We start from the raw sequence: 13,201 nt of genomic DNA, 5'->3' as shown, positions 1-13,201 counted from the left end.
TGAATAATTGCTGAATAATAAAACACACTATTATAGAGGTGATATACAATGATTGGAAAAATAATTGATATAAACTTAATGGATGCCTGTGTAAATTTTAACGATGGGAGAACAGTAAATATTGGAGTTTATCAACTTCCAGTTGGAGTCAAAGTAGGCGATAAAGTAAATATCCAAACAGGATCTATGAGAATGATTAATCACAGTTATATGGGATTATTTTAAATAATTTTATTAAGATAATTACTTAACATATTTAATCAAAAACAATATGTTACACTTTACTGTAAATTAAAAAACTAAGAAAGCTAAATTAGCCTTCTTAGTTTTCTTTTAGTCTACTGTGATAGCATCTACAGGACAACTTTCTTCTGCTTCCTTCGCTGAGTCTACCGCATCGCCAGGAACTTCATCAACAACTACTCCTGCTTTTCCGTCATCTTCCATCTCAAACACTTCAGGGCATATTGATGGACATAATCCACATGATATACATGTATCCTTATCAACTACTGCTTTCATTTTAACTCCTCCTATAATATCAAATTTAACATTTCCATATCTATTATTGTCTAAAATACACTTATTTATTATAGAATAATGAACTTAATATTAGGATTTCTAAAAATTAAGTATTATATATTTACATTAAACATTAAAAATAATTAACTGATTTTACTCTTAAATCTATCAAGTAAATCATCATACTCACCAGATTCAACTATGTAATTTTCTACTTTACCATTTTCCATACTTTCTACTAAATCAGGATTTATTGGCATCTCGGCAAGTAAAGGCAATCCTAAGTACTCAGCTTGTTCTTCTGCCGATTTCTTGCTAAAAATTCTTATTTTTTCCCCACACTTACCACAATTAACGTAAGACATATTTTCTACTAATCCTATTATATTAACATTCATCTTTTGAGCCATAATAACCACTTTTTTAACTATCATAGACACCATATCTTGAGGTGTTGATACTATCACCATACCCTCAAGCGAAATTTCCTGCATTATAGTTAACGCTATGTCTCCTGTTCCTGGTGGCATATCTATTAAAAGATAATCTAGTTCCCCCCACTCAGTGTCAGTATACATTTGCTTTAATGCCCCTGTAATTACTGGCCCTCTCCAAATTACTGGTTGTTCTTCCTCTTCAGTAAGTAAATTTAAAGAAATTACTTTTATACCTGAAGGGGTTTCTACTGGAACGAACTTTACATCTTGTGTATCCATAACTTGATTTATATCTGCCCTCTGATTATTTACACCGAAAAATCTTGGCATAGATGGGCCTGTAATATCTCCATCTAAAACTCCAACACTATAACCAGATTTTCTTAACTGAGTAGCTAATATACCTGTAACAGTTGACTTTCCAACGCCACCTTTACCACTTATAATTCCAATTATATGCTTTATTTTCCCATACTTAGGCATTGTCTTTGAGCAACTTTCACTATTACTATTGCATTTTCCTTTGCTTGAACAACTATCGCAATTTCCCATTAGTATATTCCTCCTTTGGTATAAGTTTTCATCATATGCTAAAATTATGTAAGCATACAATGTATCTGTTATCATCATTATACCACTATGATAAATATTTCAAAAGCAACAAAAATTTAGAATCCCTCCGGTTTTTCCTCTGACACTTTTATAATCCATCTACCATTTTCATATTTATCAAATATATAATATTTTCTTTCACTTTTTTCATTTTTATCCCAAAAGGTAACTATAGCTTTGTATAGAGTAGATTTATAGCCTTGTGTTTTTACAGTAGCCCAAACATCATAATTTTCTTTATTCTTATCTGCAACTTTTACATTTTTAAATTTACTATTTAAATTCCCCTTAAAGTCCTCTAGATCTGTTGATAATATAAATTTTCCTGATTCAACATCATCTCTTAAGTTTACACCTAAAGACTTATTTTTATCCCTATCTTTTAGATATTGTTCTAAAGTCTCTGTTATTGAACTATAGTATACCTCCTTAAAATCTTTTGGTTTTCTTATGGTCCAAAAACTTTTTATTATATCATTATCTATTCTTTTAGATACAATATATATTTTTTCATCGCTATAGAGATTTCCCGAATCCTTTCTATCTAGCCCAGCTATATAACTAAATTTATGAACTTTATTTCCTTCAACCATTTCAAATATATAATCAGGCTCTAATGGAGACTTTTGAGTTGCTGTCTTTGCTTGAGAAAGAATGTCATATAATTCACTAATAGCATTCTTATCTGTGACTATAAACCTAAAACCTTGATCTCTAGTGCTTTGTATTACTATCTTTTCTATTTTCCCTTGTTTTATATATTCAAAATCAGTATTTTTGAGGCCACTTTTCACCTTCAGCTCATCAATCTTACTACAACCTGATGAAATAAAACAGGCTACTAAAACTATAATTAAAAACCAACTTCCTTTATTTCTTAAACCCTTAGATTTACCTTGCAATTAATACTACCTCCTGTATTCCTCGTGTAATATCACAAAACCTTTTGGTAATATTATAGCATATTTAAAATAAAAAAACTCTTGGTGATAATTAATCACAAAGAGCATTAGAAGGCATTCCTTGTTTTTCCTATTCCTCATAATTTAAGGTTTGAACAATAGTTTTAAAAACAGTTGGCATATTTTCTTTAAAATTCTCCTCTCTCATGAAAAAAGAAAATCTAAAGAACTTATCTTTATCTATTATAAAATATTCGTATCCCTTATAATAAATATTAGATCTGTTTGCCATGGTATAACTCACTAAGTATCCATTTCTATTATTTATGCTAATTGGAGTAATGCTATAATCCTTATATTTATTTTGCTCACTTGATATCTTTTTACTATCTTCAAGAAATGTTTTTAGATCTTTTTTTAAATTCCAAACCTCTATAAATCCATAAGTTTTAGAGTCTTTGTCCCTAAAATCATTATGATAGAGTATCTCTTGTCCAGAAAATTTTTGCTCTGTTGTAATCCACTCTGATGGAAGCTTATACCTTAACTTATTATTTAGGGCCTCATATTCCACTAAAGAATTTATGTTATTCTGCATAAGAGCAGTAAACTTAAGTCTTGCATCAAAATGCTTTTCAAATCCAAATAATACTAACATAAGTCCAATTATAATTACTGTTACACCTAATCTTTTTCTATTCAATATTATAAGTTTCATGATAACGCCATCTTATATAATAAATATAAGCCTAGCACTCACCTCCTATATACGTAATACTTAATTATATGAAAATAGCACCAAAAATATTAGACATTTTGGTGCTATTTTTATATGATTACACATTATTTTTTTACAGGTATTACTATACTAGAAGTTACAAAGTCATAGAACATAAGCCAATATCCATTAAGTTCATCTTTGTCAGTTGGAACCCAAGTTACAAATCCTGATCTACCTTCATAAGGTTGTTCTTTTATATCTTTCTTTCCTGGTAAGCCATATACCAAATATTTAACATCTCCAGACTTGTCATACTTGTATCCTAGCAAACAATGTCCATACTTTCCGATATACTGAAGATATTTCATCATAGGAGCATATATTATATTATATCTATGATAATTTGATTTATCATTCAAGTCTTTACTAGACCTAATAGGAACTTTATACCAAACACATCTTTTTATCTCTTCACATATGCTAGGTAGTTCTTCAAAACCCGCTACTAGAGACTTGAAAAACTTATCAGTAGTTTTTCTTGAACAATCTTCACCTTCGTTTTCCTCATTTCTATATTGTTCACATTCATGATCAGTTTCTTCACATGCTTCTTTGTCATCTTCTATAGAATCTCTATTGATGTTATCATCCTCATTTTCTACTGGCAATTTTCCTTCCATAACATCTAAGTTATCCTCAGTTTCACTATCTTGTTGTTGTCTTGCAGATTCCGGTATCTCTTCATTTTCATTACTATCTATTTGTACTTCTTCTCTTACTTCTTCTCTTACTTCTTCTCTTACTTCTTCTCTTACTTCTTCTTTTACTTCTTCTTTTACTTCTTCTCTTACTTCTTCTTTTACTTCTTCCTCTTCTTCTCTAATTACTTCTTTTCTTATTTGCTCCAAATCATCTTGTACTTCTGGGTTATCTATGCTTTCATTTCTCTCTTCTTGCTTAACAAGTTCTATGCTTTGCTCATATTTATCAAATATACTCTTTTCTTCAGGCATTATTTCTTCATCATTAGAGTTTCTAGCTTTATCCTCAACTAATATAAACTTTTTCCACTCAGGAATTTCTGTACTTGCAAATCCACTCATAACTGATGTTAAATTTCCATCTACAAGTTTTACTATTGCAGCACCGGTAACCTTATCCATTGATATATTGCTACCTGCTATATTATTTGCAGGATACTCATAACAAACATCTGCCCTGCCATAATCATCTATGTTCATTTCTCCAACTTTTATTATCTTTTTTACATCTTTCTTATTACATATTAAAATCATGTAATAGGGAGTTATCTCCTTTTTTAAATTTTGTACATAGTAAGATATTTTACATTTATCATTTTTCAACTCCATTTTGGCATAACCTGACGCTAACTTGTCAGAAGATAAGGAGTATCCCTTTTCATCTTCTTGTAATATTATGAAATACCTACTATAACTCTTTTTTTGTGCCAACTTCGTATACCTCCATATATTTCATTCATTATAATATATGAGGTAAGAACCAAAAAGTGAACAAATTGTCATCAACTAAGAAAAAAAGATTATGATAAATCGAATATACAATCCGAAAGTCTTCCAAATTCGGCTATAGACAAAGTCTCTCCTCTTCTCTTAGGATCAATAGAAGCATTATTAAAAGCTAACTCCATGACCTCCTTTGAAAGGTTTAAATTTTTAAGTGCATTCCACAGAGTTTTTCTTCTCATATTAAATGAGTGTCTTACTATTTTAAAAAATAAATTTCTATCCTTAACTTTAACTCTTGGCCCATCAAGTTTATCTAGTCTTAAAACTATAGATTCTACTTTAGGTCTTGGTATAAATGATGTGGGGCTCACCACTCTTACTACTTCAGCATCACAATAATATTGAACTAAAATAGAGAGTGAACCGTACTCTTTACAATCAGGCTTAGAGGCGATTCTTTCCCCTACTTCCTTTTGTATCATTATAGTTAGGGACTTAATATTATATTCCTCATTTAAAAGCTTTGAGATTATAGGTGTCGTTACATAGTACGGTAGATTTGCCACTACCTTTACACTTTTTTCTTCCCCTATAAGTTGATTAAAATCTACTTTTAGCGCATCTTTATGTACAAGCTCAAAATTATTAAAATCCTTAAGTTCTTCGTTTAAAATAGGTATTAGGTCTGAATCTAATTCAATTGCATATACCTTTTTAGATCTTTTCAGTAACTCCCTAGTTAATGTTCCAACACCTGGGCCTATTTCAATAACTACATCTTCATTGCTAATGTCAGCACTATTTACTATATCTACTAAAACAGATTTATCAATTAGAAAGTTCTGACCAAGACTCTTAGAAAATCTGAATCCATATTTCTCAACTATATCCTTTGTAAGTAAATTTTCCATACTATTTCTCCTTATCTATATTATTTAATGCTTTTATAAATTCTTCTTTTGTTATACCATAATTATTTAATCGTGTTAAAAACTGTGCACCATTACAATACCCAATCCCTAATTCTTTTCCCAGCATATCTCTTTTTTCTTTTGAATTAGTGTTTCCAGCGAGGCCAAAAAAAATCATATCATTAATATCAAATTCAATTCTTTTTTCCTTTAACTCACACTTAGCTGCCTCAAGTGCTTTCATTATTATTTCTGGCTCAGCATTTTCTACTCCTATATCTCCATCTTTTGTTCCATCTTTTCTCGAAATATAAGCATGCTTAATTCCTTCCACTCTTTTAGCTATAATTCTTCTGATTTTATCACCCGCAAAATCTGGATCAGTTAATACGATTACTCCTTGCCTTTTTTGAGCTTCTTTTATTCTATCTATAACCTTCTTATTTATTCCAAAACCTCCTACAGCTATAACTTCAGCATCAACTGCTCTTTTTACTGCAGTAATGTCGTCCCTTCCCTCAACTACAATAACTTCTTTAATCATACATTGCCTCCATTAAAATTACTCAAATAATTATACTAGTAAGTATTTACACTAATTAATAATATCATAAAGTATGCAACTAAGTAATTTAAAATATGTAGTAAAAGAAAAATAGGAGCTATTTTAGCTCCTATTTTACTTAACCACATACACATTAACCCATCTTACTCCCCAGTTGTCCGCTTCTGATCTAGAATTAAAAAACAGATCTATTTTCTCGCCTTTTATAGCTCCACCTGTGTCTTCTGCAACCGCATACCCATACCCTTCTACATAGAGCTTTGTACCCAGTGGGATAACTCTTGGATCAACTGCCACAGAACTATAACTATTAGAATTTCTTTTTGCTACAGTTCCAGTTGCTGTGATTCCAAATCCTGAACTACCGGGGCTTTTTCCCGTACTTGCATAATCTGCATTATAAGCAGTAGACCTCATTCTCAAGGATTTTGTATAAGAAACATTACTTCCACGAGAAGGAGTATATGTGTTCAGTGTTCCCATCGCTACAATTTTTTGTATAGGTTGTTTTTTGATTACCTCACTTATTACTTTTCTCGAAACTTCTTTTCCATTTTCATAAATGACTTTGGTTACAGTTTCTTTTTCTCCAGACTTACCTTCTTGTACAACTTTGTTATTTCCTTGTTCAATATCATCATCTTTTTTAACGACAGTTGTATAGTCTATTGGTTTAACTTCCTTTATTTCTTTAGTTTGTACCCTAATTACTTCAACATTTAATCCATCTTTAAGCGCTAACTGCTTCGCTGGTTCTACCTTATCGAAGTCTTTCAGTCCTATTCCTTCAGCTTCTAACATTTTTTCAATGTTATTTTCTGCTGATTGAATACTTAGCTGCTTACCATCTACATTTACTTGAACTTTAACTGCCCTTTTTATAGCTATTTTTTCTCCATTTTCAACTCTACTGTCCAGACTAGGTGTGGTTTTGTCCTTTGGTCCTACAACCACATTGTTGCTAATTAATGCCTTTTTATAAGTACTGCTAAATGTAGTAATTGTTTTGTCCTGTCCATCTACAGAAACCACTATTGTTTTTCTTGTACTGAAAATTACCACTGTTAGGAGTATAATTACAAACGACAGTAATGTTATAGCAGATTTAGGACCGCTAGAAAAGTATTTTTTTAAGTAATCTTTAATTTTTTCCACCATAAGAATACCTCCTCCGGGCAAGAGCGACATCACCCATTATAAATGCAATAATTACTTATGTCAAATATCACTCATGCTTTTTAGACTGTTTAATGCATTCATATGCATAAAACTAATAAATAAAAAATTATGATAGCGGTTAAACTTAAACAGTCTATTGTATATTATTTTTAGGTGGAATCTTTTAAACTATTATAATTATATTCTATAATTCAATTTTTAATGACTGAATTATTTGATTATTCCAAAATATTTAAATTCCCTATAAATTTTACACTATCTTGTTATATTTAGCAACCTCTGAATATTGCAATTAGTTCTATCTCTTACTTCTTCAGGCTCTATATCTTTGATTTCTGCTATTTTATCTATAATATATTTTATATATTCTGATCTATTCCTTTTACCTCTAAAAGGGTCTGGAGCCATATACGGACAATCAGTTTCAACGACTATTCTTTCAATAGGAACGTCCTTAACAACCTCCAATATCTTTCTAGCATTTTTAAATGTTACAACACCCGTAAATCCTATGTAGTAACCAAGCTTTATACACTCTCTTGCAAACTCAACACTTCCTGAAAAACAATGAATTTCACCTATAACCCCTTTAAATTGTTTTATTATATTTAGCGTATCTTCATGCGCATCTCTATCATGTATAATTACAGGAAGATTAAGTTCCCTCGCAAGTTCCATCTGCCTTATGAATACCTTTTTTTGTATCTCTCTATCTGGATTCTCATCCCAATAGTAGTCAAGCCCAATTTCTCCCATGGCTTTAACCTTTTTATTTTCTGCCATTCTCTTTAGCTGACTAATAGTATCTGCTCTAAAGGTATCTGCATACTCAGGGTGTATACCCACAGCGGCATAGAAAAAATCATATTTATTAGAAAGATTAACAGATTCTACACATCCCTCTAAAGAAGTTCCACAATTTAGAACTCCAATTATATTATTTTCTTTAAGTTCCTTTAGAACTATACTTCTATCCTCGTTAAACTGTTCATCATCATAATGCGCATGTGCATCAAATATACTCATAGATTTTTCTATTTTCATATTATCCATAGTTTGTATCTCTCCATTCAAAATACTTAAATCCAATTTAACTTAATTTCTAAAATCATATTTAAATGGATAATATATCGTTTAGTAATTACCAACATATTATCCATTTTATTACATTTTGAAATATAGTCAAGCTTTATTTTAAAATTTACATCTTTTTTAATAAACTTCAATCTTTTTCCTATCGTCAATCACTACTAAGGTGCCCCCTTTTAATTACAAATATCCTACATGATTTACCTCATGTAGGATATTTACTTAAAATTATATTATTATCTTACTATACTTCCAGTAGGAATGTCTCCCAAAATAGTAGCTGTGAATAACTTACTATCATCATCAGTTGACGCTGCAAGAATCATCCCTTCTGAAAGTTCCCCTCTAAGTTTAACTGGCTTTAAATTTGCAACCAATACTACATATTTTCCTACTAGTTCTTCTGGTTTATAGTATTTAGCTATTCCTGATATTACCTGTCTCTCCACTCCTGCTAAATCTACCTTTAGTTTAAGAAGCTTTTTTGCTCCTTTTACAGGTTCACACTCTAAAACTTTAACTACTCTTAAGTCTATTTTTTCAAAATCCTCAATAGTTATTTCTTCTTTTAAAGGTTGCATTTTAGGTGTGTTTTCACTAGCTTGTTGTTCTTTAAGCGCATTTAATTCTTCTATTTTCTTATCTACATCTATCCTTGGGAATATAATCTCACCCTTATTTACCTTTGTTCCAGCACTTGTTCCATCAAAAGCAGCTACACTATTCCATGATGTAATCTCTACGTTTAATTGCTTATTAATTTTTTCACTTGTCTCAGGAAGGAATGCTGAAAGACATACTGAAGTTATTCTTAGCGATTCTGCAAGATTATATAGTACTGTTCCAAGTCTTTCTTTCTTTGCTTCATCCTTTGCAAGTATCCAAGGAGTTGTTTCATCTATATACTTATTTGATCTTGAAATAAGCTCCCATATATTATCTAATGCCTCAGGTATTCTTAGATTATCTATACTCTTTTCTACCTTTATAGGTGTTTCTAATGCAAGATTTATAAGCTCATTGTCAATCTCTTCTTTTGCTGTAGGTGCAGGGATTACGCCATCAAAGTACTTTTCTATCATAGTACAAGTTCTTGATAAAAGATTTCCAAGATCATTTGCTAAATCGGAATTTATTTTCTTTATAAATATCTCATTATTAAATAATCCATCTGCTCCAAATGGTATCTCTCTTAATAGATAGTATCTTACAGGATCTGTTCCAAAATGATTTACAAGCACCACTGGATCTACAACATTTCCTTTTGATTTTGACATTTTTCCACCATCAACTAGAAGCCATCCATGACCAAATACTTGTTTTGGTAAAGGAATATCAAGTGCCATAAGCATAATTGGCCAGTAAATTGTATGGAATCTTAATATATCCTTTCCAACTAAATGAATATCTGCTGGCCAATATCTATTATATAACTCATTATTTTCACCTGCGTAACCTAAGGCTGTTATATAGTTCGCTAGAGCATCTATCCAAACATATACAACATGCTTTTCATCAAAAGTTACTGGAACTCCCCAATCAAAAGATGTTCTTGACACACAAAGATCCTGAAGACCTGGTTTTAAGAAGTTATTTATCATTTCATTTTTTCTTGATTCAGGTTGAATAAACTCCGGATGACTTTCTATATATTCAATAAGTTTTGGTGCATATTTCGACATCTTGAAGAAATACGCCTCTTCTTTTGCTTTTTCAACAGGTCTTCCACAGTCAGGACACTTTCCATCTGTTAACTGTGTCTCAGTCCAAAATGACTCACAAGGTGTACAATACCAACCTTCATAAGAATCTTTATATATGTCTCCTTGATCATACAATCTCTTGAAAATATCTTGAACAGCTTTAATATGATACTCCTCTGTAGTTCTTATAAACTTATCGTAGTTTACATTCATCATTTTCCATAAGTCTTTAATTCCTGCAACTATTTCATCTACATATTCTATCGGAGTAACACCTTTTGCTTCTGCTAATCTTTGAATTTTCTGTCCATGTTCATCTGTACCAGTTAAGAACATTACATCATAACCTGTAAGTCTTTTGAATCTTGCTAGCGCATCTGCTGCTACTGTAGTATAGGTATTTCCTATATGTAATTTTGCTGAAGGGTAATAAATAGGGGTAGTGATATAATATGTTTTTTTATTCATTCTCTCTTCCTCCATTTTGTTATATTAAGGTTGTTTTTTAATTATGTGCATATTTATATTTTGTTTAACTTGATAAACAGAGTTCTTGGCATCAGATGGAGTTTTAACTCCACCTGATGCTTAGAAATCGTTATCCAGGGACGTAGCCGCTAGCAACGTACTCTTGTAGAAAAGCAGATATCCCAAATCTCTGATTTGGTGATAGTCGCTTTCACACCGTGCGAGGTAGTATTAGAGCGGGTAGTCATCGGATAAATTTTAAATAATAAAAGCCTCTATATGAAGAAATACTTCATATAGAGGCGTAACTACGCTTTACCACTCTATTTCATCTTTATCTCACAATAAAGACCTCAATAAGTAAATTAAACTTTTAATACAAACTTAAAATTCTCATTACTCTGCAGTGTAACGGCTGCCCCGTATTATCCTACTTTAGTTTCAGATAATCTGCTCCGGATCCATGTTCATAAACTATGTTGCCATCGGTTTTCACCTAGCCCGATTCTCTTTAGACACTTTTATTTATTACTCTTTCCTTCATAGCATTTTAACAATATGATATGTTAAATATTTTATACTGTCAATATATTAATATAATTTTTTATTAACCATAATACTTTTTATGATGTCTAAATCTTTATATTTTATTCATATAAGTTTTACTATGAATCGCTTTTTTATATTTTAATAATACTAAAACATAATCCTCACAATATTTACTGCCATAATCACACATATTAAATCTGCTAAAATAGCTACCCATAAGGTGTGTCTTATTTTTTTTACCCCTACTGCCCCAAAGTATACAGTAAGAGTGTAGAATATAGTTTCTGTAGATCCAATAATTATAGATGAAACCCTTCCAATATAACTATCTGCTCCAAACTTGTTTAAAGTTTCTGCAAAAATCCCCATTGCTCCACTTCCCGATAAAGGCTTAACAAGTGCTAAGGGTACTACCTCTGGTGGGAGGCCTATAAACTTAACAATTGGTTTTACTATACTAATGAAATAATCTAAAGCATTAGATTCTCTAAATACACCTACCGCTATAAGCATTGCTAGCAAATATGGAAAAATTCTAAGACATATCGAAATTCCCTCTTTTGCACCTTCCACAAAGCAGTCATATACTTTGACCTTCTTAACAACTCCATATGCAGTAATTGAAACTATTATTATTGGAATAATCGCTTTTATTGCATAATTAAATAATATTTTTATGTACTCCACTATATCCCCACCTTATTTAAATTAAATCCTGCAAATCTATAATATCTTCCGCAGCTCTTAAATAATAGTTTGCTATTCTTAATGCTAACTACAATGGTCAACTAATAATTCTTCTGGCTAGAAGTATCGTTCAAGTAGCTTGCAGAGTATCACCGCAAATATAGCGGCTATACCTGTAGTAATTATTGCCGGTATGACTGTTTCTGCAGGATTTTGTGATCCTACTGCTGCACGTATAGATATCACAGTACTAGGTATAAACTGCACACATGCTGCATTTAAAACTAAAAACAGACACATGTCGTCACTAGCCACTCCGTCCTTCCTATTAAGCCTTTTTAATTCCTCCATAGCCTTTATACCAAAGGGAGTAGCTGCATTGGAAAGCCCCATCATATTAGCTGTCAGATTCATTACAATTGCTCCCATAGCTTTTTCATCTTTAGCAGCCTCTTTAAATATGAGCTTTAATACGGGCTTTAATATTTTTGCAAGTTTATCTGTAAGACCACTCTTTTCTGCAATTTTCATAATTCCACACCATAAACACATTATTCCAACAAGACCTATAATAAGTTTTACTGTAGCATCTGCAGAAGATATTATTGCCTTTGACACTTCTGGCCCTCTACCTGTAAAAATACCAAAAATTATACCTACTCCTAAAATAAAAAACCATATTAAGTTAATCATCTAGTTTCTCTCCTTCTACCTGTTATTAAAACTTGATTATTAATGTATATGATTAAAGGACACTAGTATTGCATATAAAAGTTTAAAAATCTAATTTGTACTTATTTAACAGCCTTAAAAATAAATATACGTAATATCAATAAATTTCGTATTACTATTGAAAATAAATTTTAAGAATGTTACCATTTATGATGTATGTAATTTTTATAATCGGAGGTTAGAGATGACCATTAGGGATATAATGAAATATATAGAAAGTGAATATTATGTTATAAATGACACTCCTTGTGAAGTATGTGGTGGTGAATACATAGCTGAAAGTTTACGAATAGACCTTGTTGATGACATACCTTATGATGTTTGCTCTTGTTTTTGTTCAAACTGCGGATATGAAAAAACTTTTGAGTTTTGTGCACCATTTATAGACAAGGATGGATTTAATAAAGCAAAAAATATATTGAATTAAAGGAGAATTTACATGAAGGAAAATAGCTTAAAATTAGCACAACAAGACATTGACGAAGCGTTATCAACTATTGAGTTTATGGAGAAAAATCTTAATGAGGAGAATCTCCCTAAAGATGTCTTAAAAGAGAAGTTTATATTCCTTGCAGAAAAAGTTCAACAATTAGAGACAATTTTAAAAGAAGAAGGTATTATTGATTAACATTATAAA

At 31.0% G+C, this 13,201-nt stretch carries 15 protein-coding genes and 1 other annotated feature; of the genes, 3 read left to right on the top strand and 12 right to left on the bottom strand.

What is annotated here, in order from left to right; genetic code table 11:
• The first annotated feature begins 48 nt into the window (after positions 1-48).
• The gene (locus AC0N0V_RS00265) at positions 49-225 is read left to right on the top strand and encodes a hypothetical protein (RefSeq protein ID WP_474461499.1); all 177 of its coding nucleotides are present in this window, start codon (positions 49-51) and stop codon (positions 223-225) included.
• A 108-nt stretch (positions 226-333) separates the two neighbouring features.
• Here AC0N0V_RS00265 and AC0N0V_RS00260 read toward each other — a convergent pair whose 3' ends face one another.
• The 12 genes from AC0N0V_RS00260 to AC0N0V_RS00205 all read right to left on the bottom strand — a co-directional run bounded on the left by AC0N0V_RS00260 (position 334) and on the right by AC0N0V_RS00205 (position 12,525).
• On the bottom strand, positions 334-522 hold the full coding sequence (locus AC0N0V_RS00260) for a ferredoxin (protein WP_474461498.1): 189 nt from the start codon (positions 520-522) through the stop codon (positions 334-336).
• A 143-nt stretch (positions 523-665) separates the two neighbouring features.
• Positions 666-1,511, bottom strand: a complete 846-nt coding sequence (locus AC0N0V_RS00255) for an Mrp/NBP35 family ATP-binding protein (RefSeq protein ID WP_474461496.1) — start codon at positions 1,509-1,511, stop codon at positions 666-668.
• 116 nt (positions 1,512-1,627) lie between these two features.
• Positions 1,628-2,473, bottom strand: a complete 846-nt coding sequence (locus tag AC0N0V_RS00250; RefSeq protein WP_474461494.1) for a YhfM domain-containing protein — start codon at positions 2,471-2,473, stop codon at positions 1,628-1,630.
• Positions 2,474-2,603: 130 nt separating this feature from the next.
• The gene (locus AC0N0V_RS00245; protein WP_474461492.1) at positions 2,604-3,191 is read right to left on the bottom strand and encodes a hypothetical protein; all 588 of its coding nucleotides are present in this window, start codon (positions 3,189-3,191) and stop codon (positions 2,604-2,606) included.
• Positions 3,192-3,316: 125 nt separating this feature from the next.
• Positions 3,317-4,666, bottom strand: a complete 1,350-nt coding sequence (locus AC0N0V_RS00240) for a DUF7922 domain-containing protein (RefSeq protein WP_474461491.1) — start codon at positions 4,664-4,666, stop codon at positions 3,317-3,319.
• Between the two features lie 89 nt (positions 4,667-4,755).
• Positions 4,756-5,592: a 16S rRNA (adenine(1518)-N(6)/adenine(1519)-N(6))-dimethyltransferase RsmA gene (rsmA, locus tag AC0N0V_RS00235; protein ID WP_474461490.1), complete on the bottom strand. Its 837-nt coding sequence runs from the start codon at positions 5,590-5,592 to the stop codon at positions 4,756-4,758.
• A 1-nt stretch (position 5,593) separates the two neighbouring features.
• Positions 5,594-6,136 (bottom strand): ribonuclease M5, encoded by a 543-nt coding sequence (gene rnmV, locus AC0N0V_RS00230; protein ID WP_474461489.1) that lies wholly within the window; start codon positions 6,134-6,136, stop codon positions 5,594-5,596.
• Between the two features lie 135 nt (positions 6,137-6,271).
• Entirely contained in the window at positions 6,272-7,315 is a 1,044-nt protein-coding gene (locus AC0N0V_RS00225; protein WP_474461488.1) for a 3D domain-containing protein, read from the bottom strand.
• Positions 7,316-7,591: 276 nt separating this feature from the next.
• A complete protein-coding gene (locus AC0N0V_RS00220; protein ID WP_474461487.1) occupies positions 7,592-8,389 on the bottom strand; it encodes a TatD family hydrolase in 798 nt (265 codons plus the stop codon).
• 272 nt (positions 8,390-8,661) lie between these two features.
• Positions 8,662-10,611, bottom strand: coding sequence for a methionine--tRNA ligase (metG, locus tag AC0N0V_RS00215; RefSeq protein WP_474461486.1), 1,950 nt, complete (start codon positions 10,609-10,611; stop codon positions 8,662-8,664).
• Between the two features lie 280 nt (positions 10,612-10,891).
• Positions 10,892-11,149: a binding site (T-box leader), on the bottom strand.
• A 143-nt stretch (positions 11,150-11,292) separates the two neighbouring features.
• On the bottom strand, positions 11,293-11,832 hold the full coding sequence (locus AC0N0V_RS00210) for a spore maturation protein (RefSeq protein WP_474461485.1): 540 nt from the start codon (positions 11,830-11,832) through the stop codon (positions 11,293-11,295).
• 117 nt (positions 11,833-11,949) lie between these two features.
• Entirely contained in the window at positions 11,950-12,525 is a 576-nt protein-coding gene (locus AC0N0V_RS00205) for a nucleoside recognition domain-containing protein (protein WP_474461483.1), read from the bottom strand.
• Positions 12,526-12,748: 223 nt separating this feature from the next.
• Here AC0N0V_RS00205 and AC0N0V_RS00200 point away from each other — a divergent pair, with 223 nt between their 5' ends.
• Positions 12,749-12,991 carry a metal-binding protein gene (locus AC0N0V_RS00200; protein ID WP_474461481.1) on the top strand — a complete coding sequence of 81 codons (243 nt, stop codon included), beginning with the start codon at positions 12,749-12,751 and terminating at the stop codon, positions 12,989-12,991.
• A gap of 12 nt (positions 12,992-13,003) precedes the next feature.
• Positions 13,004-13,192: a hypothetical protein gene (locus tag AC0N0V_RS00195; RefSeq protein WP_474461480.1), complete on the top strand. Its 189-nt coding sequence runs from the start codon at positions 13,004-13,006 to the stop codon at positions 13,190-13,192.
• Positions 13,193-13,201 lie beyond the last annotated feature (9 nt).

It is taken from the genome of Clostridium sp. CS1-1 (assembly GCF_056135525.1).
The sequence above is the reverse complement of the archived record's forward strand: the minus strand, read 5'-3'. Positions and strand labels throughout refer to the sequence as shown.